This is a genomic window from Sinimarinibacterium arenosum, from assembly GCF_005047655.1.
Classification (GTDB): Bacteria; Pseudomonadota; Gammaproteobacteria; order Nevskiales; family Nevskiaceae; genus Solimonas.
Genome location: NZ_SUKF01000001.1, coordinates 359,169 through 385,770, shown reverse-complemented (window position 1 = coordinate 385,770; position 26,602 = coordinate 359,169). Strand labels below are relative to the sequence as shown.

Here is a 26,602-nt window from a genome sequence, read left to right as displayed (position 1 = left end):
CGGCACCGATGAACGACCGAATTGACATCGGTGCCGGGCTGTCGCTGGCGGCTGACGAAGTCGAACTCAGCGCAATCCGCGCGCAGGGCGCCGGCGGTCAGAACGTCAACAAGACCTCCAACGCGATTCATCTGCGTTTCGACATCCCGCACTCATCATTGCCGGTGGATCATCAGCAGCGCCTGCTGGGGATGAAAGACCGCCGGATTGGCAGCGACGGTGTCCTGGTGATCAAGGCACAGCGTTTTCGCAGCCTCGAACAGAACCGCGCCGATGCGCTGGAGCGTTTGGTTGCGCTGATCCAGGCCGCCGGGCACATTCCCAAGGCACGCAAGGCAACCCGCCCCCCACGGTCGGCGCAGCGCAAGCGCGTCGACAGCAAAGTCCGGCACGGTCGGCTGAAATCGCTGCGCAGCTCCATCGACGACTGAGCCGCCATTGACCGGCATCAACGCCGCGCTTCCCGGACCGCGCGACACTGGCCGTCCAAACACACACAAGCGCACGATTCCATGACGATTGAAAAGCATGATCTGGTTCATGAATTCCCCGAGCTGCGGGACAAGATTCACGAGCTGAAAACAACGAACGCGCACTTTGCACGCCTGTTCGAGGAATACCACGACGCCGACCGCGAAGTCCGCCGGATGGAAGAAGAAATCGAAACGCCGTCGGACGACGTCGTCGAGCAAGCCAAGATGAAGCGTGTCCACCTGAAGGATCAGCTTTACGCGATGCTTACGCAGTAATCGCCGCTGCCTCGCGCGAGGGTTCGCGAGGCGATGTGGCCAACGTGCCCGGCGGCGCTTAGGCTAGCCGGGCATGCCTGCCTCCACCCCAGAATCCGCAGAATCCGGCCTCAGCGCCGGATCTTTGTTTACGTCCGCCGCCTACCTGCAACCGCTGGAGCGGCACGGTTGTGTCACGCCCGCCATCGGCTGGATCCCGACGCCCATCCGTCTGAACGATGGCGCCTGGGCGCCGTGCTATCGCAAGAGCCACTCCTGGGGCGAATTCGTATTCGATTTCCAGATCGCCCAGGCTTATCAGCAACAAGGCCTGGCCTATTACCCCAAGCTCGTCTGCTGCGTCCCGTTCACCCCGGTTCCTGGCCCACGCCTGATTGCGGCCACTGACACGGGGCGCCTGCAAATAGCCGATGCGTTCATGGATCAACTGCACGTACAGCAGGCATCCAGCGCCCATCTGTTGTACCTGCCCGCATCCGAGAGCCGGCTGCTGGCCGCACACGGCTGGCTGCAGCGGGCCCAGCTGCGTTACGTCTGGCACAACCGTGCATTCGCGGACTTTGACGCGTTTCTGGCTGTGCTGAATGCGCGGCGGCGCAAGAATATTCGCGCCGAGCGCCGCAAGCAGCTGGCGAGCGCGCTTGATATCCATTGGTGTGCCGGCGACACGCTTGATGACTCGCAGTGGAATACGGTTTATGCGCTATATGCGCGCACCTATGAGGTGCGTGGCCAGCGGCCGTATCTGAACCTCGCCTGCCTGCGTGACTGGGCCCGCAACTTCGGGGCCCGCATGCAGTTCTGTCTGGCACAGCACCGGGAACGGATCGTCGCCGCAGCCTTTTTCTTCGAAGATGGCGATACGCTGTTCGGCAGACACTGGGGTGCCGAAGCCGACATCGACGGGCTGCATTTCGAGCTGTGCTACTACCAGGGAATCGAACACGCGATTGCGCACGGACTGCAGCACTTCGACGCCGGCGTACAAGGTGAACACAAGATCCTGCGCGGCTTTGAGCCGGAGCTTGCACATTCAGCGCATCGCTTTGTCGATCCTCGCATGCACGCCGCGATCAGTCGCTATTTCGCCCAGGAACAAGCAGCCCTGCAGCACGAACTCGACGCGCTGGCACAACACACGCGACTGCACCAGGACAACGACGCGCCATCGACTTAGCGCCGATATTCGCGCAAGGTCGCCGTCAGCATCAGCAGCCCCATCAGCAGCAGCCAGGCTGCGAACCAGCGTTCTCCTGCAAACAAAGCCAGTACACCAAACAACGCAAAGGCCAGTGCCAGCGCCGTTTCCAGCTGCCGTGCCAGCGGCCAGTCGGCCACGCGAAAATGCAGGTGACGCCGGCGCACACCCATCACGGCCAGGACGAGGAAGCCCAGCACCGCAATCAGGGTCAGCAGTTCTGCCATGGGGCGAGAGCCTCAGTAGTGCGGCGGGATCTCGTCGAGCATGGATGTCTTGTTCGCGCCACCATCGGAAATCTGCAGTACGCGCTCACCCAATGAACGGCACAGACGCTGCAGATCGGATACCTGTGCCTGCAACTGCGTCACCATGGCGTTGAGCACGTGGATCGTCTCCTCCTGATAAGCCAGCTTGGTTTCGAGTTCGATCAGACGGTCTTCGTTCATCGCGCGCCAAGAGTCATGAGGCGCTCAAGCATAGCCTGCTGTCGCAGCGGCGTCCCCATCGGTTATCGTCAGGCGCCATTCATGCAATACCTTTACCGTATCGGCTACTGCCGAACCAACGGAGACTCCCCCCATGGCCCCCTCCCCACGACGCACCACCTTGGCCTGCCTGATCACACTCGCAGCAACCGCCGCTGTTTTCTCGGATACGGCCGCTGCCGCCAACAAACGCGCAAACGCTGCCGCTGAAACCGCCCGCAGCGCGCGTGAGTGCACCGCACTGGGCGATTTCTACTGGGAAATCGGCGACAAGAACGGTGTGCAAGCCTCCGGACAGATTGGCAGCGAGTACAGCGCCAGCACGGAAATGAAGATCGCCTCAGCATCGAAATGGGTCTGGGGCGCCTACGTGCTGGAGAAAATCGGCCGCAACGCCCGTCCCAGCGACGATCAGGTCGCGATGCTTGAGATGCGCTCGGGATATACCGCGTTCAATCCGGTGCGCTGCCTGCTGTCGCGCAGCGTCGGCGCCTGCATGGAAGCCCGCGGCAACGACGACAAGGAAAAAGCCAAGGTCGGCCGGTTCTCCTATGGGGGCGGCCACAGCCAGCGCCTCGCAGTATCGATGGGCCTCGGCAAGATGAGCGCCGAGCAGCTGACCGCCGAGGTCAAGGGCCGGCTCGGCGCCGAACTCGGCTTCAGCTACGACAAGCCGCAGCTGGCCGGCGGCATGCGTTCCAGCGCCAGCGACTACGCACAGTTCCTGCGCAAGATCATGAAGGGCCAGCTGCGCATGCACGATTATCTGGGCTACGACCCGGTCTGCACGTTGCCTGGTGTGTGCAAGAGTGCGGTGTCGAGCCCGGTCAAGGAAGCTTGGCACTACAGCCTGAATCACTGGGTCGAGGACGCACCGGGGACCGGCGACGGCAGCTTCAGCAGCCCCGGACTGATGGGTTTCTATCCGTGGATCTCGGCGGACAAACAGACCTACGGCATTCTTGCCCGGCAGAAGCTCTCGGCCAGCGCCTACTGGGACAGCGTCCAGTGCGGACGTGAAATCCGTAAAGCCTGGATGCAGAGCGGACGCTGAGCCACGTTGCACCGGAACAAAAAAGGGGGCGCGACGAACCCGTCGCGCCCCCCAGTATTTAAACCGCAGCCTTATTCGAGCATGTCACCCGGCGTCGGCGGCAGATGCGGCATGGTCTGTTCCGGGAACGGCCCGGACAACGACTCCAGGAAGGCGACGATGTCGGCCACCTCGGTATCCGGCAACTGCTTGCTCAGCTGCGTCACTGCCATCATGCGCACCGCCTCCGGCAGACTCTTGACCGCGCCGTTGTGCATGTAGGGTGCGGTGTAGGTCAGATTGCGCAGGGTGGGAACCCGCCACATATTCTGGTCCGCCGTCTTGCCGGTCACGGCCGCCTTGCCACCGTCATCCAGAACGCGGTACTGCGCAACCATCGGGCTATCCGGAAACACCGGGAACTTCATGAAGAAACCCGTGCCAGTGGGCAGGCTCGGTCCGCTGAAGTTCGCGCCCGAGTGACAGCCCACGCAGCCGGTATCGGCAAAAGCCTGCATGCCGCGCTGCTGCTGCGCCGTCAGTGCTTTCTTGTCGCCACGCACAAAGCGATCGTAAGCACTGTCCGGCGTGATCAGTGTGCGTTCGTACGCAGCGATCGCCTTGGCAATGGTATCGGCATCGATCGCCGACTTGGCACCGAACGCAGCATCGAAGTATGGACGATAGCCAGCGAGCTTCTGAATGCGCTCAACCGCCAGCCCCAGTTCGGGCATGCCCATTTCGATCGGATTGACGATCGGCCCCTTGGCCTGATCTTCCAGGCTTGCAGCGCGGCCATCCCAGAACTGCACGGACTGGAACGCGGCGTTCCATACGGTCGGCGCGTTGCGCCCGCCGATCTGGCCATGCACACCCACCGAGGTCGAACGGTGATCGTCTCCGCCTTCCATGACGTTGTGACAGGAGAAGCACGAGACCGTGCCAGTCGATGACAAACGCGGATCGAAGTACAGCATCTTGCCGAGTTCAACCTTGGCTGGCGTGGTCGGGTTGTCGGCAGGAGCCGGAGCCGTCTTCGGCAGCGCCTGCCAGTCGGCGGCCTGGACCGCAGGGGCCAGCAAGAGCCCTGCAACCAGTCCGCCAGCCAGCCACGACCGGGAACGCCGCTGTTCGAACATGGAATCTGATACCTGTTTTGTGTTCATCTGTGTTGATCCTGTTTTTGTGTGAGGGGACGACGCAGTCAGCACAGGCGCCGCGGTGGCGCACGCGGCGAATGCTGCACGTCCAGGGCCAGAACGAAACCCGAGGCAACGCTCAACTCGGACATCCACCACCGCGCCAGCGCCGCCACGCGGCTGGATGCGGATCCGGGCACTCGATCGAAAATCTGCGAGCTCACGTGACCGGTTGCCGCATACGGACCGCGACCGGACACCGGCACCATCGCTTCAGCGTCCATTGGACGCGGGTCATGCATGCTCGTAAACGTTGCGCGGGCACGTGGAGCCGGCAAAGAACGCAACACCGGCATGCCGATATGCAGGATCAACAGGCTCAATAGCACGCAGAAGCAGCAGCGCACGCCTCGTAGCGGCAACGCCGCAGGTCGTACACCACAGTTTCGACGCACCAGAGTCTTCATGACTTCACCTGCTGGCGTTGCCCCCAGGGACCGAAGCCTCCCTACCATACAGCCGGGAGTACCTTGAGGGAACCAGTGTGGCGCGGCACACGTCGCGGCAATGTCAATGCAAGCGCGCGCGCCCACCGGGCGGACGCGTTGATGAATGAAGTCGGAATTGGAGCTTTGGGGCGCGTCAGGCGCCCTCGGTCACCAGCGCAGCAGCACAGATCCCCAGGTCATGCCGCCACCGACGCCTTCCATCATCAGCAGCTGCCCCGGCTGGATGCGTCCGTCGCGCACAGCGCCATCCAGGGCGAGCGGGACCGATGCCGCCGAAGTGTTGCCGTGCCGGGCCACCGTGGTCACCACGCGCTCACGCGGAATGCCCATCTTGTCGGCCGTCGCATTGATGATGCGCAGATTGGCCTGATGCGGCACCAGCCAATCGACGTCGGCGCCGGTGAAGCCGTTGTGTTCCAAGGCTTCGCGCGAACACTCGTCGAGTACCCGCACGGCCAGTTTGAACACCGCCTGTCCATCCATTTCCAGGTATGGATTGCCGCGAATACGTCCCTCGGCGATGCCGCCACCGACACGGAGAATATGGCTGTAGCTGCCATCAGCGTGCAGATGAGACGAGTAGATGCCGGGCTCCTCCGACGGTTTCACGATCACCGCGCCCGCGCCGTCACCAAACAGCACGCAGGTACGACGGTCGTTCCAGTCGAGCAGGCGCGAGAACACTTCGGCACCGACCACCAGCGCGCAGCGATACGAACCACTGGCAACCATCTTGTCCGCGATTGAAAGTGCGTAGATGAAGCCGGTGCAGACGGCTTGCACATCAAACGCCGCGCCCTGCTTGACGCCGAGCTTGGCCTGCAGCAGACACGCCGTCGATGGAAACACCATGTCCGGCGTGGTCGTGGCCACGATAATCAGGTCAATCTCTGCGGGGCCAACCCCAGCGGCTTGCATCGCGCGCTGCGCCGCCGCCAGCGCCAGATCGCTGGTCAGCTCACCGTCGGCAGCAACGTGGCGCGCCTCAATTCCGGTGCGTGAAACAATCCATTCATCGCTGGTTTCGATGCGCGACTCCAGGTCGCGGTTGGTCACGATTTTTTCCGGCAGATAGCTGCCGGTGCCTATGATTTTTGAGTAGCCCATGGGCGAAGCTTAACCGAAGCCGCGACACCCAAATTGCAGGCAGAGCTCCAGGGCGAAGGCCCGGGGCCGCGCAGGATTTGGAGAACGAAGTGCTTCCGGGTCGGCAAAACGCATAAAACCGGACCCCACGTCAGCGATCGCAATCGGTGACGTGGGATCCGGCCGGGAGTGAAGCTGTTCCGCTGCGCTAGAAGTTCGAGACGAAGCGGATGTACGGCGTGCGCGATCCCGGCACGTCGTAGGTGGTCGGGTCGTAGCTGCTGGCAAATGACGAATACACCGGCGGCGGATCCTGGTCCAGCGCATTGATCACGCCAATGACCAGACGCGTATTCCAGTTCGGAACGTCATAAGACAGCTGCACGTCGTGATAGAACGTGGTCTTGATCTCGTTGAGGACACCGTAATCCGGGTGCACCGGCCCCGAACACAGTCCGTACTCATCCAGGGACAGAATCGGCGTCGGATTGCCACCGCCGGCGGCCGCACCCGGATCCTGGTAGCCGTCGTCACAGACTTCATAGACGTGATAGATGAAACGCGTGGTCCAGCTCGCCTCCCACGGTCCATTGGAATAGATCAGCTGCGCGTTCGCCTTGAAGCGCGGGATCGCGCCTTGCCCACCAAACTCGTACCCGACCAAGCCACTGCGCACATCCGGTCCGGACGAGGCCGGAACGATGGTGGTGTACTCGCTGACGTAGGATCCGTCGAGCATGACGCGGAAACTGCCCAGCTGATCCAGCCAGTCGGCGTGGATGCGCCAGTCGAGGTTGATGTCGACACCCGCCACTTCCAGCGCGGAGAAATTGACCGCACTGTTCTGGATGCTGGAAATCTCGCCGCTCGGCCCGCGCTGAACACGATCGCACAGCGCACGCTGATCCGGATCGGCGCGATAGCACAGCTCGAAGATCTGGTCGGTGCCGATAAACGAGATGAAGTCATCGAGCTGAATCTGATACCAGTCGACGGTGACGCTGAAGTCCTGGATGAAGTCAGGGCTGTAGACGAGACCCGCGGTGATCGAGGTCGCCGTTTCCGGATTCAGATCCGGATTACCGCCATAGATTGTCGGCAACTGGGCATTGGTCTGTGAGCTGGCCGCCCCGTCGGCGTCGCAATTTGCGGACACGTTCGGATCAGTGTCGCGCTCGCCCGACGCGCACGGATCATTGACTTCAGGGAAGCTGGTGACGGCACCGAGGTACAGCTCGGTGATCGACGGCGCACGGAACGCCTCTGACCAGGTCCCACGCAGCAGCAGGTTATCGAACATGCGCCATTCCAGCCCGACCTTGGAGCTGGTGTTCGAACCGATGTCGCCGTAATCCGAATAACGCGTCGCCAGACTCAGATCGAAGCTGTTGATCAGAGGCAGGTTGGCCAGAAGTGGAATGGCCAGCTCGATGTATGCCTCAAAGGCGTCATAGCTGCCATGCGTCGGGGCTGAGGCATTGGTGCTGGAAATGCCGGCAACCTTGGTCGCATCCGGTGTGCTCTCGAACGACTCGGTCCGCAGCTCGACACCGGTTGCCACGCCCAGCGCGCCCGGCAGCCAGTCGACGATTGGCAGGTTGGTCGAGGCGTTGCCGTAGAACAGACGCTGCTGCTGACGCGCGGTGTCATGCGCGGTATAGGCCACATAGCCCAGCATTTCCGGCGTAATCGTTCCCGGACCGCCGAACAGATCAAACGGAACGCAGCCCGCCGCTGACGGCGGTGCGCTGTTGACGTCATCCCCGGCGCAGTCGGCAAGCGGGCCGACGGCGCGCGCGAGGCGTTCCATGTTGATCAGACCGGCCTCGGTTGTGGCCAAGGTGCTTTCCGAATACGCCGCTCCCAGGTTCCAGTCGACCGACGAACTGTACAGACCAAATTGACCATCGAAGCCGCCGCCGACGCGGTAGGTCCCCACATCCTGCTCGAACTGGCGAGGTCCGAGTTCAACCATGCGACGCAGTACCGCGCCCAGACCGATCAGACCCGTGCCCGCATCGCCACGGCCGATATCCTGCGCGGTCGTCCCCGGAATGTAATACGGGCTCTGCGGGTTGGTCGGGTTGTACGGGTTGGTGGAATCGACGTATGCCAGCGAAAACGGCGCCGGCAGGGCATCGCCAACGCCCACGGGCGTCTCGGCCAGGCGCTGCGCTGACTTGCGCAGGTTGTACAAGGCTTCACTGGTAAAGCGGATGCCGCTGTCGAATTCGTGGGTCAGCTGGCCGAAGATGCTGTAACGCTCGCTCGGCGTCAGCAGATAGTTGATCGGCGCGTAGTTGTAGGCATCGACATTCTGATCAAAGCGCACGTAGTTGCCCGAAGGATCGGTGCCCTGACCCGGACGCCGCGCCAGATCGCAGATCGTCAGCGGCGAGCCGAACGGCAGGCTCAAGCCCGGATCGTCGATACCACCAACCCCGGGATCAGGCGCTCCAGCGGTACCGAAGGGATCGCTCAGGGCACCGCCAGCCACCGCGCCGGACAGGTCGTAGCAGGCGCTGGCCGGATCCGTCTGGCCGTTGGCGATGACGTTGCCGTTGATCGCGTTGGGCACAAACAGGATGCGCCCTTGCGGCGTGAATGAACTGCCGCGGCTGATGCCGGTGCCGTAGGTCGGCACGGAGGAGAGGTCCCGATCTCCAGCGAACAGTTCGCTCTGGTTCACATAGCTCAGATCCATGAACACGCCGGTGCTGCCATTGTTGGAGCCCGCGGCATAGCTGTAGGACTGCGTCAGGCCCTTGCCATCGTCGTAGACCTGCGCCTGCCCGCGCAGCTCGGCGCCGTCGAAGTCGCGGCGCGTCTTGATGTTGACCACGCCGGCGATCGCATCCGAGCCGTAGACCGCCGAAGCGCCGTCCTTGAGCACTTCAATGCTGTCGATGATCGAGATCGGAATGGTGTTGAGATCCACCGAGTTGGTGCGCAACTGACTCAATCCACCGACCCAGCGGCGGCCATTGACCAGCACCAGCACGCGGTTCGAACCCAGATTGCGCAGATCGATCTCAACCGCGCCGTCACCACCGTTATTGAATGCGGTATTCAGTGCCGCGCCAGCCTGCGGCAGGTTCTGCAGCAGATCACCGATCGAGGTCATGCCGGACCGCTCGATATCCTGACGGCTGATCAGCAACACCGGCTGCGCGGTCTCGTAGTCGGTGCGACGAATGCGCGATCCGGTCACCTCAATGGTTTCGAGTCGCGAACGATCCTCGGCAATGGCCGAATCCTCGCCATCGGCGCGCAAGGGCTCGACACCAATCGTCGACACCGCGGCATCTTCGCTTGCAGGCGATGGCTCGCCCTGTGGCTCGCCTTCATCCGAAGCGGACTCGGTCACGACCACAGCGCTGTCGGAAAGCTCGGCCGATTCCAACTCGTAGGTCGGCACGACTTCCGCCATGGCGTCATCCTGTGCATTCGCCGGCCCAGCCAGAAGAGCAGCAAGCATCCAGCTGGCGGGCAGCAGCCCGCGCGCAAGTTTCCCGTTCATCGCAACCCCTATCCCCGGAGCACGCCGCTGTCGGCCGCACTCATATTCATGTAATCCCTTTCCTACACTACTACGAGGCAATTGCTTTCGTCATCCGGGATTCCCCCCAGATGCGATGGACATGCCGGAGTCAGAGCCCGGAGAAATGCGAAAATCACTCGCCATCCGGTATGCGCCCGGCGGAATTCATTCCCGCCTGAAGCAGGCGCACCAACCGCGAGCCCCGAAACCGACATTTCCCCGATCCATTTCCACAACGGAGTCTGATGTGCTGTTGAGCGAGGTTCTGAACACCGTGCGGGGTGACTCCGGGCGCCACTCCGCCATCGTCGGCAACGACTGGCTCCAGGGCCGCACCCTGTTCGGAGGCTTGCAGGTTGCCCTGATCGTGCGCGCCTTGCGCGCATCGGCACCCGCGGAAGTTCCTTTGCGGGTCATCCAGGCCACCTTCATCGCACCCGTTCCTGCGGGAGAGGTCCAGATTCAAACCCGCTTGCTGCGCGTGGGCAAATCGGTGATGCACTGCGAAGGACGCATCGTCGCCGGGGATCAGACACTGTGTCTGGTGATGGCGATTTTCGGTCGCGGGCGGGATTCCAGCCTGCATCTGGCGCAGACGCTGCCGGTCGATCCGGATGCGAGTACAGCGCGCGAGATTCCGTATGTCGAGGGCATCACCCCGGCATTCACCAAGCATTACCGCATGCGCTGGATCGCTGGCGGCACACCGTTCACTGGTGCCACCGAGGCGAAAACGCGCGTCCTCGTGCGCAACCGGCAGCCACAGCCGCTGGACGAGTGCCATCTACTGGGCTATGCGGATGTGATTCCCAGTCCGGCGCTGTCGATGCTGCGGCGGCCGTCTCCGGCGAGTTCACTCACCTGGACTCTGGAGTTGTTCCGCCACAAGGACGATGATGACCCAAGTGCGGATTGGTGCATGGACGCTGAAGTCACCCAGGCAGCAGACGGCTATCTGGCACAGACCGCCGCGCTGTACGCCCCGGATGGCACGCTCGCGGCACTGAGCCGACAGTGTGTCGTCGCTTTTGGATAGGAGTCGCCGATGAACTTCCGTACAGGGATTTTTCCGTCGATGCTCGGCGCTGTTGCGATGCTGACATCGATGATGGGACACGCCGGCAGCGCGTCTCAGACCGGGGCGCAGATTGTGGAAAAGATCGTCGACTATCGCATGGGTGATCGCGAACACCGCGCCTACGTCTACTACGATGACAGCATCCGCTCCTCCCGTCCGCTGCTGTTAATGGTCCCGAACTGGCTGGGCACCACCGCAGCAAACCGTAGCCAGGCGGCACAGATCGCCGGGCGTGACTATGTGGTTTTCGTTGCCGACATGTACGGCCGCGACGCACAACCGGCAGACGCTGCCGCGGCGGGCCGCACAGTCCAGGCCCTCTATGGCGACCGAGCTGATCTGCGCCGACGGATTCTGGCCGCACACGAGCAAGCGCTGGCGTGGGCCGCCCAAGCTGCCGATATTGCAGATGTGCAGCGGTTTGCGGCGATCGGTTTCTGCTTTGGCGGCGCGACGGTTCTGGAGTTGGCGCGTACAGGCACTCCACTGTCCGCAGTGGTGTCATTCCACGGCAACCTGTCATTGCCGCCGAGCGAGGTCCCCGATCAACCGCTGCGCACCCGCATCCTGGCGCTGCACGGTGACGCGGATCCCTATGTGCCGCAGCCACAGGTCGATGCCTTTGTGGAAGAAATGCGCTCAGCGGGTGCCGACTGGCAACTGGTGCGTTTCGGCGGCGCAGTGCACTCGTTTACCGATCCCGACGCCAATACGCCAGGCAAGGCGCAATACAACCCCAAGGCAGCACATCGGGCCTACGCGATGATGCGCAACTTCCTTGCCGATGCCTTTGCGGGGCGCTGAAGCAGGATCACCGTGGCACCAGATCTTCTCGAATACCGGCCGTTTACACCGCCGGTTCAGTCACGCCACCGGCAGCAGCGTGCTCACCTTCACCGGCATCCCGGATAATTTCCACGCGACCTTCAACCGATTCTTCGATCCGGCGGTTCGCATCATCAGGGTCGAGTCGCGTCACATAGACTGCAACGGTCTGCGTCGCGAGGTTGTAGACCTCGCTAATGGTGTCGCCATTCTGCGCATCGACCCGATTGACGAAGAACACGGCAGGCCCCATGCGCACGATCTTCAGCGCCTCAGTGCCCTGATCCCCTTCGCGCGTACCGTTGAGCATGCGCCAGCGGGCCTTATCCTGCGCCACGAATTCCCGCTCGACGTACTCGCCGTCAGGCATGGCGTAGCGCAGCGTGGTCCCGACCAGCTGTCGCACCGGAACTTCGCTGACGCCGACGGTGCTGCCATCGGCCATGCGGACAAAGCTCAGCAAGGACACCAGCAACAGGACCAATCCGCCGCCCAGGCGCCGGATCCAGCGATGCTGTCGACGACCGAAATTTGTCGGCGTGGATGCGTTGGATGCGTTCATATTCGGATTCCATAGGATGCCGGCGGCCGATACGGCCGCTGGCAGGCACCATTGCCATGGTGGCGGATGGTCCACAGCATGCCCGGTTGGACCTGAATCCACGCTGTCCGTTCCCGGCCGGACCTCCCGACAGCCGCCTCCTCAGGCAAACGGATCCGAACCTGCCTCCTGACGCACGAACTCCTGCAGCGCTTCGACATGGTGTGGATACAGGCGACGCAGGTCGTCCTGAGACAGAAAATCGTGATCCTCTGGATCAAAGCCGGGCACCACCACTTCGCTGACCAAGGCGTGGGGCACTCCCGGCTGCAGACGACTGGCCTTCCAGCAACCACCAGGCACCTGAAGAAACAATGCTTGGTCCGGTTCGTATCCCAGAAGCTGCCGCTGCAATACGCCTTGCTCCGACAGCGTCAGGTATTCCACCGGCCCACCGTGCTGGAGGTAATGAAGTATCGTTGAACGATTACGGTGCATCACGCCAAGCGGGCAGGCGGCCGTCAGCAGATAGTGAATCGAGCTGAGCCGCGGCCTGGACTTCGAGCCCTGCGCAGTCACAACCGGATCGGTGTAGATCCGGCGAAAGTAGCCGCCCTCGGGATGCGGCTGCAGCGCCAGCCGCTCAATCCATACGCAGGGGTCGGCAATCGAGGCGGAGTCCGGCACAGGAGATTTCATCGGTGTTCGTGTCGCGAAGTCGTTGACCAGCTGGATAACACATCACATCGGGTGTGTCGTAAAACCTGACTGACCTGCATCATCGCCGCCCCGCTCAGCCTGAAAGAAAATGTCCGCCGCTGGACAGCGCTCGCGCAGGTCCGAACAATGCATGCCCCAGAGGCTGGAGATTCGCACGTGCATCAGGATCGTTTGAAACAGGATATCGCGCAGCTGCGCAGCGAGCTGAATCAGCTTGATGCCGATGCACCCGGGCGCGAGCGACTGCTGTCGCTGGTCGAGCGTATCGAAGCTGAACTGGGCGAGTCCTCACAGCGCACCGAGCCCCTGGTGGATGGACTCAGCAGTGCGATCACCGACTTTGAAGTCGAGCATCCGCGTGCGACTGAAATCCTGCAACGCATCGTTGCCAGTCTGAGTTCGATGGGAATCTGATCAGCGCCATGATCAGCGCTACTGGCGCAGCGACGACTTGCTGCTATGCTGCAGCTTCCTTCGCATAGGGAGACTGCTGACATGCCCGCTACCCCGTCGTTCGACGCCCAGATTCAGGCGTTCAAGAAGAAGCTCAACTCTGTCACTGCATCACGCAAAAAACAGGTTGCCTCGCTGCGCACCAAAGCAGCCGACGCAGCATTGCATTGGGTCATGTCGCATCAGAGCCGCGTGACTGCATTCAAGGGCGCGGTCAAAGGAACGCCGGTCGAGTCGGCCGTCGACAAACTGATCGACATCCTCAAGACCGAAGCCAAGCCAGCCAAAGCTGCGGCAAAGAAGCCGGCCAAAAAGGCGGCTCCGAAGCCTACGAAAAAGGCGGTCAAGAAAGTGGCAAAGAAGGCTGTGAAAAAAGCGGCCAAAGCTGCTGGCTGACACGCCGACCGAATGTAACGCGGCCGTCGTGCTGGATTGGCGACGGCCGCCTTGCGTGTGGTAACGATGTCGCGCGAATGACGCCGATGATCCAGATCATCGCTGTCGTTGTGTGCGCTGAACTACACCGGTCAGACATGACCACTGGCTGCATCATTTCCCTGGCACGCGCTGGAGACTGCGTTTGAGCCAAGTTTCCCTTCAGACGCGACTTCAGGCCCTGCTGAGCGGCAACAGCCCGGCCTCGATGCGTTTGCGCTGGCTGACCCTGGCGCTGGATATTGCGCTGGTCTTCTTCTTTCTGTTCACCACCTTTGTCGAACACGGCGATTGGCTGGTGGTTGCTGACTATGTGATCGGCAGTGTGTTGCTGATTGAGTGGTTGCTGCGCTTCTGGGCCGTCAGCGATCGGGTGGGATTCATCAGCCGTCCGATGACCGTTATTGACCTGGCGGTGATCCTGTCGCTGTTCGCGCCCTCGATCACCGAAAACTTCGTATTCCTCCGCGTACTGCGCGCGCTGCGGCTGCTGCGCTCCTACCACTTACTCAGGGAACTGCGCAGCCGGCATGCATTTTTCGCAAGTCACGAACAGGTCATCTTCAGCGCCACCAACCTGTTTGTGTTCATCTTCGTTGTCTCGGCGGCGGTCTACGCGCTGCAGGTCAGGGTCAACGACCAGATCAACGATTATGTCGACGCGCTGTATTTCACCGTGACGACATTGACGACCACCGGCTTCGGCGACATCGTCATGGTCGGCAGCTGGGGGCGTCTGCTGGCCGCATTGATCATGATCGTCGGCGTGTCGCTGTTCCTGCGTCTGATCCAGTCGATCTTCCGCCCCGCCAAGGTCGACTACGAGTGCCCGGACTGCGGACTGATGCGGCATGACCCCGACGCCGTGCACTGCAAGCACTGCGGCCGCATGCTGCATATCCGCAATAGCGGTGAAGACGGCTAGTCATGACCACGCTGAGGCTGTCCGAAGCCTTGCTCTCCGGCCCGTATTGGGCGGTGGTGCTGATCACTGCGCTGCTGGTCTCGGCAGCAGCCTATCTCCACTACGAGGTACTGGAGCGACTGAATTTTTCGATGCCGCACTGGAAGCTGCAGCCACGTCCGCGCATCCTTCTGATGATCGTCATCATTCTGGCGACCGACGTTGCCGAGATCTGGATTTTTGGCCTGGGCATATTTGCCACCACGCATGCTCCGCAGCTCGGCCATATCACCGGCGTCGATCAACTGCTGTTTCTGGACGCGGTGTACGTTTCCGCAACCACGTACACCACGGTCGGCTATGGCGACCTTGCACCGGTCGGAGCAATCCGACTGATCATGGGCACCGAAGCCTTGACCGGCTTTGTGCTGATCACCTGGTCGGCGTCGTTCACGTATCTCGAAATGCAGCGCTACTGGCGTCCACGCTGACAACGCGGCCTCAGGCCCGAACCGAGGGCCGGGCGTGATCCCGCTCCGCATGCTTCAGATGATGCAGGATCAGATGCTCGATCCGCGGCAACAGCGCGCGCGGCAGGTCATGTCCCATCCCCTCGATGATTTCCAGGTGCGCGCCCGGGATATGCCGTGCCAGATCGTGCGCCGCCGCCACCGGCACCAGTGGATCCTGCTTGCCATGAATAATCAGGGTCGGCGTTTTCAGCCGCTGAAGCTGCGGCACCCGACTCGGTGACGCCATGATTGCCGCAGTCTGCCGCGCCATCCCCTGGGGATGATGATTGCGGTCGAACTGACGTTCGACCTTGGCGCGCAGCTCGTCATCATGATCCCGGTAATCCGGACTGCCGATCAGCCGCCAGGTCTGGATGCCGTGAGCGATCAGACCTTCACGATCACGCCGCTCCGGACGCCGGATCAGGCGCATCTGCAGCTTCAGGCTGGCGCCAGGCACCTTGCGGCTGCCGCTGTTGGACATGATCGAAGTCAGACTGCGGACCCGCGAACCGTACTGCGTGGCGACCTGTTGCGCGATCATGCCACCCATCGAAACACCAATCAGGTGCGCTGTCTTCAGCTTGAGCGCATCCATCACTGCGACGGTATCCGCCGCCATCTCGGCCAGGGTGTAGGGCGCCTTCAGCGGCAACCCAAGCCGATAGGCCAAACCCATGCGCAACAGTTGGGGTTTGCCCAGGTGATCGAGCTTGCTGGACAGGCCGATGTCACGATTGTCAAAGCGCACCACGTGATAACCGCCGGCAGCCAGCGCTTCGCAGAAGCTGTCCGGCCACATCACCAGCTGGCCGCCCAGTCCCATGATCAGAACAATTGCGGGGCGCGTCGCATCGCCGAACGTCTCGTATGCGAATTCCAGCCCGCCCGCTCGTATCGTCGCCATGCCTGCCCTCGTGGTTATCCGGGCATTGTGGCACGCGCCGTCATGACGATTCAGCGCCGCATCGTGGCTGCGCGCCGTCGGCGCGGGCGCAACATGCCGGCCAGCTCCAGTTCAAAATCCGCAATCAGCGTCTCGGGATCGGGAATCAGCGCGATATCCGACGACACGCCGACGCTGACATGGCCGGCGTAGCTGAACAGACTGACGCCAATGCCGATATGACCGGTCTGCGGCGGCCAGAACACCACGCTGGTCAAGCGCGAGCCGGCAAAGCGCAATTCCTGCTGTGGTCCCGGCAGATTTGACACGACGGCTGCCGCCTTGTCCGCCAGCAGGTTCACCAAACGCTTCTCCAGCGCCAGCGGCATATGCCCGGCCGCACCCAGCCCGATCAGGGTTGCACGCGCCTCAGGCGAATGCTTCAGCGCCTGCGCGCGTTCGGTCACCAGACGCAGGCGCTCGTCCAGATCTTCCACGCCCAGGGGAAGATCGAGCAGAACCAGTCCGAACCGGTTTCCCAGTTCGCCGTCATTCTCTCCGCGCAGATTGACCGGAACCGAGATCCGCAGGTTGTGCCACTGCGCAGCGTCGGCGTGGGTCCGTCGCAGATAGCGGGTAAATGCGCCGGCCAGCGCACTGACGAAGACATCGTTGATCTTGATCGCGTGCCGGCGCGCATAGCGTTTGATCGGCGCGAACTCGATGCCCCGCGTCCAGGCAACCGCCCGCTGCCCGTTCAGCGGGCGCCGAAAGCAGGCCGGATTGTCGTCAGGCAGGCTCAGCACCCGGCCGGCGGCGGCCATTACTGCACGGCTCGTACGCAGCTGATCCACGATCTGCGCGGGATGCCGCAGATCCTCCCGAATCAATTGCTGCACGGATTCGAGCTGCCGATTGACCGTCTCCAGTCCGTCGATCAAGCGCGCCAGCGGGCCATGGTGCCGCGCCCCGCCAGTTGACTCCGCCGGCGCCAGCGCGTCGTCGGTACAGCTCATCAGGACCCGGATCAGTGCTATGCCATCGGCAACCGCATGATGCGCGCGGAACAGGACCGTGACCTGTCCCGACTTCCGCACAAAGAAAGTCATCCGCCACAACGGCATCGCGCGATCGAGCGCAGCCGCCAGCTCGCGGGCCACCGCGTGCCGCAGATCGTGCTCGGGGCTGTCTTCGTTGAGGTGGTAGATCCGCAGGTGATAGGCCACGGTCAGCGGGCCATCGTCGCGCCAGAACAGGCCGGTCTTATGGTCATCAGCACGCTGCGAAAATCGGCGGTAGCGCAACAAGCCTTCCAGCAGCCGCCGCGAGAGCTGCTCGATATCGTCGACGTCCGCCAGTTCCAGAATGGCGCTGACCACCATCGGATTGTGCGGCTCGTCCATTTCGAGCCACGCGCGATCGACAGCGGCCATGGGCTCGCCGTGAACGTCTTTCGTCATTGTGTCTGAACTCCTCCGGACGCCTCCGGCACCAAGCATATAGATACGCGCCAGCCTCTCCATAGGCGATGACGCAGATCATCTGTGCCACCCGTCCGCCCGAGGCCCCTGCCGGCAATCCTGAGTGCCGGGTATGCTGACCGCCATCAAATATGGGGGAGAACCACAATGCAGCTGCGGGACCATAGTGATTACGATCCAACCTGGATGACCAAACGCCGGGTCAAGGCACCGATCCCCGACCGCGCAGACGTCGCCATTGTCGGCGCAGGCCTGGGCGGTCTGACCGCGGGCGCCTATCTGGCCAAGGCTGGCGTGCGTGTCGCGGTGTTCGATCAGCACTACGTTGCCGGCGGCTGTTGCACACAGTTCTCGCGCGGCGGTCCGCGCAATCGCTACAACTTCGACATCGGACTGCACTACATCGGCGACTGCGGCGCAGACGGCAAGATTCCCGGCATTCTTGCCGGTCTGGGCATCCAGCTGGACTACGTGCCGATGGACGCCGACGGTTTCGATACGCTGGTCTTTCCCGATTTCCAGTTTCCGATCCCGGTCGGCCACGATGCCTTTCGCGAACGTTTTGTCAGCATGTTCCCGAAAGAGCGGCGGGGTATCGACCGTTACGTACGCTTTCTGCGTGAAGTCGATGCCCTGCTCGATCGCGTCGATCGCAACAAGGGGCGCATGTCCTGGGGCATCGCCTGGCATGCGATGACGCGCGGCCGTCTGGCCGGCAAGTATCAGCACGCCACATTGCAGGACCTGCTGGATTCGTGCAGCAACGATCCACAGGTCCGCGCAGTCATGGCCGGACAGAACGGCGACTACGGACTGCCGCCGAGCAAGGTCAGCGCCGCGCTGCACGCCGGACTGTCGAACCACTATTTCCGCGGCGCCTACTACCCTCACGGCGGCGGCCAGACGATTGCGGACCGATTGTCGCAGTACATCGAAGATCACGGCGGCAGCGTGCATCTGCGGCACGGCGTTGAGCAGATTTTGGTCGAAGATGGCCGCACCGTCGGCGTGCGCACGATGAGCCACCAGGGGGTAACCCACGAGCTGCGCGCAAACGCCGTGCTGTCCAATGCCGACCTGCGCGAAACCCTGGAGCGCCTGCTTCCCGCGGAAGCGGTCCCCGCGGAATGGCAACAGCGCAGCCGCAATTTCGAAATGGCGGCGGCGATCTTCATGACCTGCCTGGGCATCCGCCGCGATATGCGCGAACGCGGCATGAAGACCTCCAATTACTGGCAGTTCGATGGCTACGACTTCGAAAGCTTCTACGACACCGCGCACGACATGGTGCCGCGCGGCGCCTACATCACCAGTGCGACCCTGAAAGACCCGACCACGACGCACCATGCTCCCCCGGGCATCAGCAACGTCGAGGCGATGACGGTGCTGTCGGGTAAACCGGAACACTGGGGACTGGATCAGGGCAGCGCCGCAGACTGGGACTACAAGCGCAATCCGCGCTACCAGGAACTCAAGGCGCGTATTGAGGACGACATGATCGCCCGCGTTGACGCCCTGTTTCCGGGTTCGGCCGCCGCGGTGGTGTTCCGCGAATCGGCGTCACCGCTGTCGCATACGCGGTATACCCACGCCACCGACGGTACCGGCTATGGCCTGGCCGCGACACCGCAGCAGTTCTTCCAGCATCGTCCAGGGTATACCGGTCCACTGCCGGGATTGTTCTTCACCGGGGCGAGCACTCGCGCCGGGCACGGCGTGCTCGGCGCCATGCTGTCGGGACAACGCTGCGCACGCCGTATTGCCCGTGAACTGGACACCGCCATCCCGGCCGCATGAAGCAGCTGCTGTTGATCTTTCACAGCCAGACCGGGAGAACGCGGCGTCTGGCGGAAGCGGTGGCAACGGGCGTGGCCGAACTGGCAGACGATGTGGAGCTGCGCGTGCGCGAAGCCCGCGCAGCCACGCTCGACGACCTGCTATGGGCGCAGGGCCTGTTGCTCGGCACACCGGAAAATTTCGGTTATATGTCCGGCGCGCTGAAAGACTTCATGGATCGGACGTATTACCCAGCGGAAGGCAAGACCATTGGCCTGCCGTATGCGGTCTTCATCAGCTGCGAGAACGATGGCCGGGGCGCCGTCTCGGCCATCGAGCGCATTGCCACTGGCTATGGCTGGCGTCAGGTCGCCGCGGCATTGATCTGCCGCGGCGACATTACTTCAGACCATGAGGCCGAGGCTCACGAGCTCGGTCAGACGCTGGCTGCGGGGCTGGCGCTGGGACTGTTCTGAGCGCCCCGGATTGACGCCCTGGATCAGCGCCCGAAGTTGTAGCGCAAGCCCGCCTCGAAGCGATCATCGTCACCGGACTGCAGGGCCGCCTGGGCGTTCCAGTTCGGGGCAAAATTGAACAGTCCGGTCAGACGCAGCGAGGTATCGCTGTTATCGAACAGATTGGTATGACGGATCTCGGGGCTCAGCTCGAAATGCTGCGCGAACGACCAGCGCAGACCGGCACGCAGACCAAAGCCGGTATCGTCGTCATGTCCGTTATCCGCCTGTTCCAGGGTAGCGCCGCCGAATACGTCGAGGGCCCTGTCGATCGGCTGATGATAGATCGCACCCGCACTGAGCTGGTCGTAGTCACCGGTCGTGGCATATTCACCGATCAGTGCAACGTTGCGCGCGACCGAGCCGGAGACGCCCAGCCGAATGCCGTCGTCATTGACGCCATGGGTATCGCGCGACACATAACCGCCTTCGACATAGCTGTAGCTGTGCGCGGCAGCCAACGGCGCAAAGACCATTGCGGCCAAGCCGGCAGAAATCAGACTCAGCGTCGGGAATATTTTTTTCATTGTGAGTGTTCCTCGTAGCGCATCAGAGTGTGCGTGCACCAGTCTGACAGCCTGAGCTGACTGGAATCTGAATCGATCCCACATGGCACGTCGATTGCTCGGTGGCATAATGCATGAACCACCACCGATTCGCCCTATGTCTCGCAATATCGTTCTACGCCGTTCCCCGATTCACGGTAACGGCGTCTTCGCCGCCCGTGACCTGCCCAAAGGCAAGCGACTGATTCAATACCGCGGCGCCCTGCGTTCCCACGACGAAGTCGACCAATGCTATGGCGGCGACGCTGACAGTGGGCATACGTTCCTGTTCACGCTCAACGAACACTATGTGATTGACGGCAACGTCAACGGCAATGTCGCACGCTGGATCAACTACAGCTGCGAACCCAACTGCGAAGCCGTTCTGTATGAATCCGACGACGGTGATCCGGCCGAAGATCGCGTATTCATTGAGGCGATACGCGACATCCGCGCCGGTGAAGAGCTGACCTACGACTACGGGATCGTGCTTGAGGAGCGCCACACACCGCGGATGAAGAAGATCTGGGCGTGCCGCTGTGGCTCGGACAAATGCACCGGGACCATGCTCAAGTCCAAGCGCTGACGGCGCGTGAATTACCGCAGATCGAACAACGACAACGGCGGCATCCTGCCACTCAATTCAGTTTGATGGCGACCGTGGCAACGTGAACCGTTCGGGATGGCGCGGCGTCATCTGGCCGTAGAACTGCGCCATGCGTTGCAGGTCCGCATCCAGGTCGCCGCTAACCTCGATCGCCGGCCCAAAGCCGACACGACGCGACGCGTAGTCCATGAACCCCAGCGCAATCGGCACACGGGCCGCTTCGGCCATGCGATAGAAGCCACTCTTCCAGCGGTCGTTGTGCCCGCGCGTGCCTTCAGGGGCTACCACCAGAACCAGCCCCGGCGCCGAAGCGAACTGCTCGGCCACCTGCTGCACCATGCCGCCAGGCTTGCTGCGGTCGATACCGATCCCGCCCATCCAGCGCAGCATCGGACCCCAAGGGCCGGTAAACAGCGTGTGCTTGCCGACCCAGTGCAGATCCAGACCCATCGCGAACGTCGCAATCAGGAACAGGATGCCGTCCATGTTGGAGGTATGCGGCACGGCGGTGACAATGAATCGCGGACAGTCCGGCGGATTCCCCACCACGCGCCAGCCGAGGACCCGCAACAGACTGCGACCCAGCCAGCGAGAGAAGCGATTTCCGCGGCGCGGCACGCTTGGACCCAGGACGGTCGTGGCATCGGGAATCGCTGGCTGGTTCATGCAGATGCATCGGTTCTGGGCGCGCGAGTGTAGCGCCAGTCCCGATGCGGTGCAGGCTGCCCCAGCGGACCCGCGACACGCTCAGCGATTTTTGCGCAAAGCCGAAGCCTCGATCACGGCACCCACCAGTTCGGTCACGACGAACGCGCCCAGCACCAGCGGTGCCTGTGCGCACAGCAAAAAGAACAGGAACGCTGCCGCCACCGCAATGCGCCCGGCAATGTCTCCAATAACCATCGGCGCAAACACCGGATAGGCCGCCCGACACCCGTTCCACAATACGGCCAGGATGCCGGCGAGCACGATGAATATTGATGCCGTCTGGGGCATCGGCAATCCTTCCGCCGGATCGCCGAACCAGCCGAATCCTGACAGCAGACCCGCCACATATACATCTGCCAACCCCGGCACAGCCATTGGCAAGGTCACGATCAGATCGAATGTGGCAACAACGCGCACGCGGGTCGGCTGGGCAACGCGCATTCTCGGGACTCCGGCATATTCGGCTCCATCGTCGCCGGCACCTGCGTGCCGTGCAAGCACCGTTGTCTGACTCAGCCTTCGGACTCTCCGAGCACTTCCGCTTCCAGACCGTAGCCGACGCCATAGACACTGCGAATCGGATCCCGTTCGTCAAAGCGCTCACGCAGCTTGCGCCGGAGGTTCTTCACATGCCCATCGATATTGCGCTCGTAACCCTCGAAGTCCGTACCCTTGGCACGCTCCAGCAGATGCGCCCGGGACCAGACGCGGCGCGGTTGTTCCAGCATCGCCTGCAGCACCGCGAATTCAATCGGCGTCAGCGTCAGATCCACGCCATTGATCTGCACGGTGTGGCTGAGCAGATCCATCTGCACCGATCCCACCAGCAGATACGAACGCCCAGCACCGCTGTGCGAGCGGATTCGACGCAGGATTGCCCTGGCCCGCGCCACGATTTCGCGCGGACTGAAGGGCTTGCAGACATAGTCATCGGCGCCCAGCTCCAGTCCCAGCAGGCGGTCGATTTCGTCAACCCGTGCCGTGAGCATCAGAATTGCGGGATCAGGACCACGCGCGCGCAATGCGCGACACACCTCCAGTCCATCCTTGCCCGGCAGCTGCAGATCGAGCACCACCAGATCGGGCGGATCCTGCGCTACCTGCGCCTCGACCTGGTCACCGCGATACAGCACCGCAACGCGAAACCCCGCGTGCTGAAAATAGTCGCGCAGCAGATGCGCAATCTTTTCCTCGTCTTCGACGATCAGCACGCTCGTGGTCATGCCGGATTCACCGGCAAGATGATCCGCACACACAGGCCTCCCAGCTCCGAGCGACTGGCTTCGATACTGCCGCCATGGGCCTCGACAATCGAACGGCAGATCGCCAGTCCGAGGCCACTGCCCCCGCGCGCACGCGCAACGTCGGCACGGAACAGTCGATCGAACAGCTTTGGCAGCAGTGCCTCCGGCACGCCGGGACCGGCATCACAGACACTGATTTCGATCCCGGATCCACGTCGACACGCGCGGAGGGCAACCGGACCCGGCTGTGCGTGACGTAGCGCGTTTTCCAGCAGATTTGCGAGCACCTGCTCGATGCGCTGCAAATCGATAGCGGCAGTCAGCGCGTCGTCATCCTCGACTGCAATCTCCAGCACGTAACCCGCATCAGCGTAACGGCCCGCAAAGCGCTGTCCCGTATCACGCACCAGCGCGGCGATGTCGTTTGGCTCACGATGCAGTGCCAGCCCCCCGGACTCGGCGCTCGACAACAGGTGCAGATCCTCGACCAGAGCGGTCAGGCGCAACGATTCCTGGTGCAGTGAGCGGACATTGGCATTGTCGGCAGGTCGCACGCCATCGATCACGGCTTCCAGCTCTCCGCGTAACACCGCCAGCGGCGTGCGCAGTTCGTGCGCAATGTCGGCCAGCCACTGGCGCTGACGCGCATCGAAGCGTTCGAGCGCCTCGGCCAGGTGATTGAACCCCTGCGCCAGCCGGCCCAGTTCATCGCCGCTGTTGACCGGCAGGCGGGTGGTGAAGCGCCGCTGCGCCAGCGCCGAAACGCCGTCAGACAGCGTGTGGATCGGACGCAGGATCATCACGGTAATCAGGCCGGCAAACAATGCCGCCAGTGGGACGGCCGCCAGCGCGACCAGCACCGCGGCACGGGTCTGCCGCTGCGAGAATCGTGCATCGTCGACACCGGCAGGGCTCTGCGGCAGCGGCGGGTGCACCACGTAGCCGATCGTCCGGTCATCGAGCTCGATCGGTTCGCGCAATGGCTCACCAGGCGAAGGGTATGGACGCTCCTGGCCGATGATCGCGCGACCCTCGCCATCCACGACGCGCAGTGGGGCCCTTCCCTGCGGTCCCACCGGCGGCGCCGCCGCGCGAGGCGGCGGCCCATTCGCATCGCGTTGTTGCCGCGCGGCGCGACGCCCCTCACGGAACACCTCGCGTGCGGCAGCGATCAGCGTATCGCCGCTGGCAACGCCCTCGGCAATGCGTTCGGCAAGTTCGCGCATCTGCGCGCGCTGCTGCAACTCGACATATTCGGAAAAGCTGTGCGCTGTGTGCGCACGCTGGATCGCCAGCGCCCCGCTGACCAGCAGCAGGGCGGCACAGACCTGCACAACGAACAGCTTCCAGAACAAGGGCGAGCGCATGCGTCCATGATAGTGGCGTGACTCCCCCCGGGCGCGGCTGTGCAGACAGATTCCGCGATTTCTACACGGTTTTCCCACAATTCAGGATTACCGTGCTGACGTCGTCCAACGCCGCCACACGGTGCTGGCGCTGCCCCCCGAATGGAGAATGATATGTACCCAGTTAGACGCTCACTCGGCCTCGTTGCCGCATTGATGCTGGCCGGATCCGCGACCTGCGCGCTTGCCGCTGACGACGCGGCGCCAGCCAAACGCCACCGTCCACCCTCTCTCGAAGGCGCAATCATGCGCAATGCCGTGCTGGAGGCGCTTTCACAGAAAACCGGCCAATCCGTCACCGCGCTCAGCGAACTGATGGACACCAGCGATCCGCGTACCACACCGATTTATGAATCGCTCAAGCTCGATCGCGCGGCAATGCGCGAAGTCCACGAACAGGCGCGCAAGAATGTGGTGGCCAAGGCATTGCAGTCGGGAATGATCACCCCGGATCAGGCCACCGAACTGGACGCCGACTGGGTGCCACGCGTCGGTCCGCGCTTCAATGGCCGTCAGGACCGCCCGGACCTCCCGGAACGGCCGAAACGTGCGGACCGTCCGATGCGGGATCAGTAGTTCAATCCAGCGGCGGCGGGCCCTGGGCTCAGGCCGCCGCCGCTGACGTCGTCGGCTCCAGCGTGTATGCGTCCGGGTCCAGAGTGCGCGTGCTGCGCCGGTACTCGAAGGTAAAGCCCGGCCAATTGTTGGTGTTCTTGCCGTCCGCCGTCTTGTACCAGCTGCTGCAACCCTGATCCCAGACGGTATGCTTGATGCGCTCCTGCAGCGCACGGTTGAAGCGCTGCTGCACCTGCGGCTTGACGTCCAGCCAGCGCATGCCGGCACGCAGCTTCTCAAGCGCCTGCATCACGTAGCCGATCTGGCTTTCGAGCATGTACACGATCGAGCTGTGACCAAGATTGGTGTTCGGGCCGTAAAGCATGAACAGGTTCGGGAAGCCCGAGACCGCCATGCCGAGATACGCCTCCGCGCCGCCCCGCCAGGCTTCATTCAGTTCCACGCCGCCAAGCCCGCGGATCTGCATCGGCGCCAGAAAGTCGGTTGCCTGGAACCCGGTGCCGTAAATCAGCACATCGGCCGCATGTTCCCGGCCGTCGCGCGTGCGGATGCCCCGCGGCGTCACACGTTCGATGGCTTCGGTCACGACCTCGACGTTGGGCCGCGCCAACGCCTCGAACCAGTCGTTGGAAATCAGCACCCGCTTGCAGCCAATCGGGTAGTCCGGCTCCAGACGCTGCCGCAGTGCCGGATCGTGAATATTGCGCTGCAGATACTTGTGAAAGCGCCAGCGGTACGGCTTCAGCAACCCGGAGAACCGCGTAAACGCGAGGGCACGGACCTCATGCGTCCAGTACTGCGCGATACGATCCATCCGCTGCACTGCGGGCAGGTGCGAATACAGCTGCTTCTCAATGACTGAATAGCGCCGGTCCGGCTTCGGCATCACATACGGTGCTGTGCGCTGATACAGATCCAGATGCCCAACCTGCTTCGCGATCTGCGGCACGAACTGGATCGCGCTGGCGCCGCTACCGATCACTGCGACACGTTTGCCGCGCAGATCGACGTCATGGTCCCAGCGCGCGGAATGAAAGCGCGGACCGGCGAAATCATCCAGGCCTTCAACCTTGGGATAGGCCGGTCGGTTCAGCTGGCCGCAGGCGGATACCAGCATGCGCGCCTCGAACACCCGATCATCGGTACTGCGCACAGTCCAGACACCGCGTTCCGCATCGAACGCCGCGGACGCGACCTCGGTACCGAAACGGATGTGAGAGCGCAGTCCGTACTTGTCCGCGCAGTGCCGCAGGTAGTCGTAGATCTCCGGCTGTGGCGCAAACTTGCGCGACCAGTCGGTCTTCGGCTCGAACGAAAACGAGTACAGATGCGACGGCACGTCACAAGCCGCGCCCGGGTAGTGATTGTCACGCCAGCAGCCGCCGACCTCGTGCGCCTTCTCCAGCAGGATGAAGTCGTCGATGCCTTCCTGCTTGAGCCGGATCGCCATGCCGAGCCCGCCAAAGCCGGTCCCGATAATGCAGACCATTGCCGTGTGTTTTTTCATGTTCCCGCACCTGTTTCGGTTTGTTTGCGCCTGCGCCACACGCACCGCCGCCTCCGATGGCCCGGTGCAATGAGGCGCAAGCCTAGCGGTCGCACGTCGATGAAACGATGGCTCTTCGGGACAGAAATTTGATACTTTCG

At 62.8% G+C, this 26,602-nt stretch carries 30 protein-coding genes; 14 read left to right on the top strand and 16 right to left on the bottom strand.

Features of this window, described 5'->3' with window-relative positions:
* The first annotated feature begins 8 nt into the window (after nucleotides 1-8).
* The 3 genes from arfB to E4T66_RS01780 all read left to right on the top strand — a co-directional run bounded on the left by arfB (nucleotide 9) and on the right by E4T66_RS01780 (nucleotide 1,926).
* A complete protein-coding gene (gene arfB, locus E4T66_RS01790; RefSeq protein ID WP_136847181.1) occupies nucleotides 9-431 on the top strand; it encodes an alternative ribosome rescue aminoacyl-tRNA hydrolase ArfB in 423 nt (140 codons plus the stop codon).
* Nucleotides 432-512: 81 nt separating this feature from the next.
* Nucleotides 513-749, top strand: a complete 237-nt coding sequence (locus E4T66_RS01785; RefSeq protein WP_136847180.1) for a YdcH family protein — start codon at nucleotides 513-515, stop codon at nucleotides 747-749.
* A gap of 73 nt (nucleotides 750-822) precedes the next feature.
* Complete coding sequence (locus E4T66_RS01780) at nucleotides 823-1,926, top strand: GNAT family N-acetyltransferase (RefSeq protein ID WP_136847179.1); 1,104 nt, start codon at nucleotides 823-825, stop codon at nucleotides 1,924-1,926.
* Here the strand turns inward: E4T66_RS01780 and E4T66_RS01775 are convergent.
* The gene (locus E4T66_RS01775) at nucleotides 1,923-2,174 is read right to left on the bottom strand and encodes a hypothetical protein (protein WP_136847178.1); all 252 of its coding nucleotides are present in this window, start codon (nucleotides 2,172-2,174) and stop codon (nucleotides 1,923-1,925) included. The genes E4T66_RS01780 and E4T66_RS01775 overlap by 4 nt on opposite strands.
* 12 nt (nucleotides 2,175-2,186) lie before the next feature.
* Nucleotides 2,187-2,396 carry a SlyX family protein gene (locus E4T66_RS01770; RefSeq protein WP_136847177.1) on the bottom strand — a complete coding sequence of 70 codons (210 nt, stop codon included), beginning with the start codon at nucleotides 2,394-2,396 and terminating at the stop codon, nucleotides 2,187-2,189.
* Nucleotides 2,397-2,529: 133 nt separating this feature from the next.
* Here E4T66_RS01770 and E4T66_RS01765 point away from each other — a divergent pair, with 133 nt between their 5' ends.
* The gene (locus tag E4T66_RS01765; RefSeq protein WP_136847176.1) at nucleotides 2,530-3,489 is read left to right on the top strand and encodes a hypothetical protein; all 960 of its coding nucleotides are present in this window, start codon (nucleotides 2,530-2,532) and stop codon (nucleotides 3,487-3,489) included.
* 71 nt (nucleotides 3,490-3,560) lie between these two features.
* Here E4T66_RS01765 and E4T66_RS01760 read toward each other — a convergent pair whose 3' ends face one another.
* The 4 genes from E4T66_RS01760 to E4T66_RS01745 all read right to left on the bottom strand — a co-directional run bounded on the left by E4T66_RS01760 (nucleotide 3,561) and on the right by E4T66_RS01745 (nucleotide 9,722).
* Nucleotides 3,561-4,607 (bottom strand): cytochrome-c peroxidase, encoded by a 1,047-nt coding sequence (locus tag E4T66_RS01760; RefSeq protein WP_136847508.1) that lies wholly within the window; start codon nucleotides 4,605-4,607, stop codon nucleotides 3,561-3,563.
* Nucleotides 4,608-4,672: 65 nt separating this feature from the next.
* Nucleotides 4,673-5,074 carry a hypothetical protein gene (locus E4T66_RS01755; protein ID WP_136847175.1) on the bottom strand — a complete coding sequence of 134 codons (402 nt, stop codon included), beginning with the start codon at nucleotides 5,072-5,074 and terminating at the stop codon, nucleotides 4,673-4,675.
* A 189-nt stretch (nucleotides 5,075-5,263) separates the two neighbouring features.
* Nucleotides 5,264-6,223, bottom strand: coding sequence for a beta-ketoacyl-ACP synthase III (locus tag E4T66_RS01750; RefSeq protein WP_136847174.1), 960 nt, complete (start codon nucleotides 6,221-6,223; stop codon nucleotides 5,264-5,266).
* Nucleotides 6,224-6,410: 187 nt separating this feature from the next.
* Nucleotides 6,411-9,722, bottom strand: a complete 3,312-nt coding sequence (locus tag E4T66_RS01745; protein ID WP_136847173.1) for a TonB-dependent receptor plug domain-containing protein — start codon at nucleotides 9,720-9,722, stop codon at nucleotides 6,411-6,413.
* A 268-nt stretch (nucleotides 9,723-9,990) separates the two neighbouring features.
* Between E4T66_RS01745 and E4T66_RS01740 the strand changes: the two genes are divergently transcribed.
* Nucleotides 9,991-10,779 carry an acyl-CoA thioesterase gene (locus E4T66_RS01740; RefSeq protein ID WP_211242714.1) on the top strand — a complete coding sequence of 263 codons (789 nt, stop codon included), beginning with the start codon at nucleotides 9,991-9,993 and terminating at the stop codon, nucleotides 10,777-10,779.
* Nucleotides 10,780-10,788: 9 nt separating this feature from the next.
* Nucleotides 10,789-11,625 carry a dienelactone hydrolase family protein gene (locus E4T66_RS01735; protein WP_169577431.1) on the top strand — a complete coding sequence of 279 codons (837 nt, stop codon included), beginning with the start codon at nucleotides 10,789-10,791 and terminating at the stop codon, nucleotides 11,623-11,625.
* A 43-nt stretch (nucleotides 11,626-11,668) separates the two neighbouring features.
* On the opposite strand, the gene E4T66_RS01730 is transcribed toward E4T66_RS01735, so the two are convergent.
* Entirely contained in the window at nucleotides 11,669-12,208 is a 540-nt protein-coding gene (locus tag E4T66_RS01730; protein WP_136847171.1) for a MoaF N-terminal domain-containing protein, read from the bottom strand.
* 141 nt (nucleotides 12,209-12,349) lie between these two features.
* Nucleotides 12,350-12,886, bottom strand: coding sequence for a cupin domain-containing protein (locus tag E4T66_RS01725; protein ID WP_136847170.1), 537 nt, complete (start codon nucleotides 12,884-12,886; stop codon nucleotides 12,350-12,352).
* A gap of 177 nt (nucleotides 12,887-13,063) precedes the next feature.
* On the opposite strand from E4T66_RS01725, the gene E4T66_RS01720 reads away from it, so the two are divergent.
* From E4T66_RS01720 to E4T66_RS01705, 4 genes are all read left to right on the top strand, one after another.
* Nucleotides 13,064-13,321 carry a DUF4404 family protein gene (locus E4T66_RS01720; protein ID WP_169577430.1) on the top strand — a complete coding sequence of 86 codons (258 nt, stop codon included), beginning with the start codon at nucleotides 13,064-13,066 and terminating at the stop codon, nucleotides 13,319-13,321.
* An 81-nt stretch (nucleotides 13,322-13,402) separates the two neighbouring features.
* A complete protein-coding gene (locus E4T66_RS21515) occupies nucleotides 13,403-13,756 on the top strand; it encodes a hypothetical protein (protein WP_211242713.1) in 354 nt (117 codons plus the stop codon).
* Nucleotides 13,757-13,940: 184 nt separating this feature from the next.
* Entirely contained in the window at nucleotides 13,941-14,720 is a 780-nt protein-coding gene (locus E4T66_RS01710) for a potassium channel family protein (protein WP_211242712.1), read from the top strand.
* 2 nt (nucleotides 14,721-14,722) lie between these two features.
* Complete coding sequence (locus E4T66_RS01705) at nucleotides 14,723-15,190, top strand: potassium channel family protein (protein WP_136847168.1); 468 nt, start codon at nucleotides 14,723-14,725, stop codon at nucleotides 15,188-15,190.
* 10 nt (nucleotides 15,191-15,200) lie between these two features.
* Here the strand turns inward: E4T66_RS01705 and E4T66_RS01700 are convergent, their stop codons facing one another.
* A complete protein-coding gene (locus E4T66_RS01700; protein ID WP_136847167.1) occupies nucleotides 15,201-16,118 on the bottom strand; it encodes an alpha/beta fold hydrolase in 918 nt (305 codons plus the stop codon).
* A 50-nt stretch (nucleotides 16,119-16,168) separates the two neighbouring features.
* Nucleotides 16,169-17,557: a WS/DGAT domain-containing protein gene (locus E4T66_RS01695; protein WP_169577429.1), complete on the bottom strand. Its 1,389-nt coding sequence runs from the start codon at nucleotides 17,555-17,557 to the stop codon at nucleotides 16,169-16,171.
* A gap of 207 nt (nucleotides 17,558-17,764) precedes the next feature.
* On the opposite strand from E4T66_RS01695, the gene E4T66_RS01690 reads away from it, so the two are divergent.
* Nucleotides 17,765-19,375, top strand: a complete 1,611-nt coding sequence (locus tag E4T66_RS01690) for a phytoene desaturase family protein (protein WP_169577428.1) — start codon at nucleotides 17,765-17,767, stop codon at nucleotides 19,373-19,375.
* Nucleotides 19,372-19,830 (top strand): flavodoxin family protein, encoded by a 459-nt coding sequence (locus E4T66_RS01685; RefSeq protein WP_136847164.1) that lies wholly within the window; start codon nucleotides 19,372-19,374, stop codon nucleotides 19,828-19,830. The genes E4T66_RS01690 and E4T66_RS01685 overlap by 4 nt, the downstream gene beginning before the upstream one ends.
* Before the next feature lie 23 nt (nucleotides 19,831-19,853).
* On the opposite strand, the gene E4T66_RS01680 is transcribed toward E4T66_RS01685, so the two are convergent.
* Entirely contained in the window at nucleotides 19,854-20,396 is a 543-nt protein-coding gene (locus E4T66_RS01680) for an outer membrane beta-barrel protein (RefSeq protein ID WP_136847163.1), read from the bottom strand.
* Nucleotides 20,397-20,532: 136 nt separating this feature from the next.
* On the opposite strand from E4T66_RS01680, the gene E4T66_RS01675 reads away from it, so the two are divergent.
* Nucleotides 20,533-21,000 carry an SET domain-containing protein gene (locus tag E4T66_RS01675; RefSeq protein ID WP_136847162.1) on the top strand — a complete coding sequence of 156 codons (468 nt, stop codon included), beginning with the start codon at nucleotides 20,533-20,535 and terminating at the stop codon, nucleotides 20,998-21,000.
* Nucleotides 21,001-21,057: 57 nt separating this feature from the next.
* Here the strand turns inward: E4T66_RS01675 and E4T66_RS01670 are convergent, their stop codons facing one another.
* The 4 genes from E4T66_RS01670 to E4T66_RS01655 all read right to left on the bottom strand — a co-directional run bounded on the left by E4T66_RS01670 (nucleotide 21,058) and on the right by E4T66_RS01655 (nucleotide 24,340).
* The gene (locus E4T66_RS01670) at nucleotides 21,058-21,687 is read right to left on the bottom strand and encodes a lysophospholipid acyltransferase family protein (RefSeq protein WP_136847161.1); all 630 of its coding nucleotides are present in this window, start codon (nucleotides 21,685-21,687) and stop codon (nucleotides 21,058-21,060) included.
* Nucleotides 21,688-21,768: 81 nt separating this feature from the next.
* Nucleotides 21,769-22,170 carry a hypothetical protein gene (locus tag E4T66_RS01665; RefSeq protein ID WP_136847160.1) on the bottom strand — a complete coding sequence of 134 codons (402 nt, stop codon included), beginning with the start codon at nucleotides 22,168-22,170 and terminating at the stop codon, nucleotides 21,769-21,771.
* Between the two features lie 71 nt (nucleotides 22,171-22,241).
* Complete coding sequence (locus E4T66_RS01660; RefSeq protein ID WP_136847159.1) at nucleotides 22,242-22,952, bottom strand: response regulator transcription factor; 711 nt, start codon at nucleotides 22,950-22,952, stop codon at nucleotides 22,242-22,244.
* Nucleotides 22,949-24,340, bottom strand: a complete 1,392-nt coding sequence (locus E4T66_RS01655) for an ATP-binding protein (protein WP_136847158.1) — start codon at nucleotides 24,338-24,340, stop codon at nucleotides 22,949-22,951. The genes E4T66_RS01660 and E4T66_RS01655 overlap by 4 nt, the downstream gene beginning before the upstream one ends.
* Before the next feature lie 153 nt (nucleotides 24,341-24,493).
* Here E4T66_RS01655 and E4T66_RS01650 point away from each other — a divergent pair, with 153 nt between their 5' ends.
* Complete coding sequence (locus E4T66_RS01650; protein WP_136847157.1) at nucleotides 24,494-24,955, top strand: hypothetical protein; 462 nt, start codon at nucleotides 24,494-24,496, stop codon at nucleotides 24,953-24,955.
* A gap of 28 nt (nucleotides 24,956-24,983) precedes the next feature.
* Here the strand turns inward: E4T66_RS01650 and E4T66_RS01645 are convergent, their stop codons facing one another.
* The gene (locus tag E4T66_RS01645; RefSeq protein ID WP_136847156.1) at nucleotides 24,984-26,462 is read right to left on the bottom strand and encodes a flavin-containing monooxygenase; all 1,479 of its coding nucleotides are present in this window, start codon (nucleotides 26,460-26,462) and stop codon (nucleotides 24,984-24,986) included.
* Nucleotides 26,463-26,602: the final 140 nt, after the last annotated feature.

Bases quoted from the DNA above. Each gene is read 5' to 3' on its own strand.
- E4T66_RS01665 (WP_136847160.1), bottom strand. From the start codon at position 22,170: ATGCGCGTTGCCCAGCCGACCCGCGTGCGCGTTGTTGCCACATTCGAT.
- E4T66_RS01750 (WP_136847174.1), bottom strand. From the start codon at position 6,223: ATGGGCTACTCAAAAATCATAGGCACCGGCAGCTATCTGCCGGAAAAA.
- E4T66_RS01675 (WP_136847162.1), top strand. From the start codon at position 20,533: ATGTCTCGCAATATCGTTCTACGCCGTTCCCCGATTCACGGTAACGGC.
- E4T66_RS01660 (WP_136847159.1), bottom strand. From the start codon at position 22,952: ATGACCACGAGCGTGCTGATCGTCGAAGACGAGGAAAAGATTGCGCAT.
- E4T66_RS01705 (WP_136847168.1), top strand. From the start codon at position 14,723: ATGACCACGCTGAGGCTGTCCGAAGCCTTGCTCTCCGGCCCGTATTGG.
- E4T66_RS01755 (WP_136847175.1), bottom strand. From the start codon at position 5,074: ATGAAGACTCTGGTGCGTCGAAACTGTGGTGTACGACCTGCGGCGTTG.
- E4T66_RS01730 (WP_136847171.1), bottom strand. From the start codon at position 12,208: ATGAACGCATCCAACGCATCCACGCCGACAAATTTCGGTCGTCGACAG.
- E4T66_RS01765 (WP_136847176.1), top strand. From the start codon at position 2,530: ATGGCCCCCTCCCCACGACGCACCACCTTGGCCTGCCTGATCACACTC.
- E4T66_RS01725 (WP_136847170.1), bottom strand. From the start codon at position 12,886: ATGAAATCTCCTGTGCCGGACTCCGCCTCGATTGCCGACCCCTGCGTA.
- E4T66_RS21515 (WP_211242713.1), top strand. From the start codon at position 13,403: ATGCCCGCTACCCCGTCGTTCGACGCCCAGATTCAGGCGTTCAAGAAG.
- arfB (WP_136847181.1), top strand. From the start codon at position 9: ATGAACGACCGAATTGACATCGGTGCCGGGCTGTCGCTGGCGGCTGAC.
- E4T66_RS01780 (WP_136847179.1), top strand. From the start codon at position 823: ATGCCTGCCTCCACCCCAGAATCCGCAGAATCCGGCCTCAGCGCCGGA.
- E4T66_RS01645 (WP_136847156.1), bottom strand. From the start codon at position 26,462: ATGAAAAAACACACGGCAATGGTCTGCATTATCGGGACCGGCTTTGGC.
- E4T66_RS01685 (WP_136847164.1), top strand. From the start codon at position 19,372: ATGAAGCAGCTGCTGTTGATCTTTCACAGCCAGACCGGGAGAACGCGG.
- E4T66_RS01760 (WP_136847508.1), bottom strand. From the start codon at position 4,607: ATGTTCGAACAGCGGCGTTCCCGGTCGTGGCTGGCTGGCGGACTGGTT.
- E4T66_RS01680 (WP_136847163.1), bottom strand. From the start codon at position 20,396: ATGAAAAAAATATTCCCGACGCTGAGTCTGATTTCTGCCGGCTTGGCC.
- E4T66_RS01650 (WP_136847157.1), top strand. From the start codon at position 24,494: ATGTACCCAGTTAGACGCTCACTCGGCCTCGTTGCCGCATTGATGCTG.
- E4T66_RS01670 (WP_136847161.1), bottom strand. From the start codon at position 21,687: ATGAACCAGCCAGCGATTCCCGATGCCACGACCGTCCTGGGTCCAAGC.
- E4T66_RS01695 (WP_169577429.1), bottom strand. From the start codon at position 17,557: ATGACGAAAGACGTTCACGGCGAGCCCATGGCCGCTGTCGATCGCGCG.
- E4T66_RS01770 (WP_136847177.1), bottom strand. From the start codon at position 2,396: ATGAACGAAGACCGTCTGATCGAACTCGAAACCAAGCTGGCTTATCAG.
- E4T66_RS01655 (WP_136847158.1), bottom strand. From the start codon at position 24,340: ATGCGCTCGCCCTTGTTCTGGAAGCTGTTCGTTGTGCAGGTCTGTGCC.
- E4T66_RS01745 (WP_136847173.1), bottom strand. From the start codon at position 9,722: ATGAACGGGAAACTTGCGCGCGGGCTGCTGCCCGCCAGCTGGATGCTT.
- E4T66_RS01785 (WP_136847180.1), top strand. From the start codon at position 513: ATGACGATTGAAAAGCATGATCTGGTTCATGAATTCCCCGAGCTGCGG.
- E4T66_RS01700 (WP_136847167.1), bottom strand. From the start codon at position 16,118: ATGGCGACGATACGAGCGGGCGGGCTGGAATTCGCATACGAGACGTTC.
- E4T66_RS01735 (WP_169577431.1), top strand. From the start codon at position 10,789: ATGAACTTCCGTACAGGGATTTTTCCGTCGATGCTCGGCGCTGTTGCG.
- E4T66_RS01690 (WP_169577428.1), top strand. From the start codon at position 17,765: ATGACCAAACGCCGGGTCAAGGCACCGATCCCCGACCGCGCAGACGTC.
- E4T66_RS01775 (WP_136847178.1), bottom strand. From the start codon at position 2,174: ATGGCAGAACTGCTGACCCTGATTGCGGTGCTGGGCTTCCTCGTCCTG.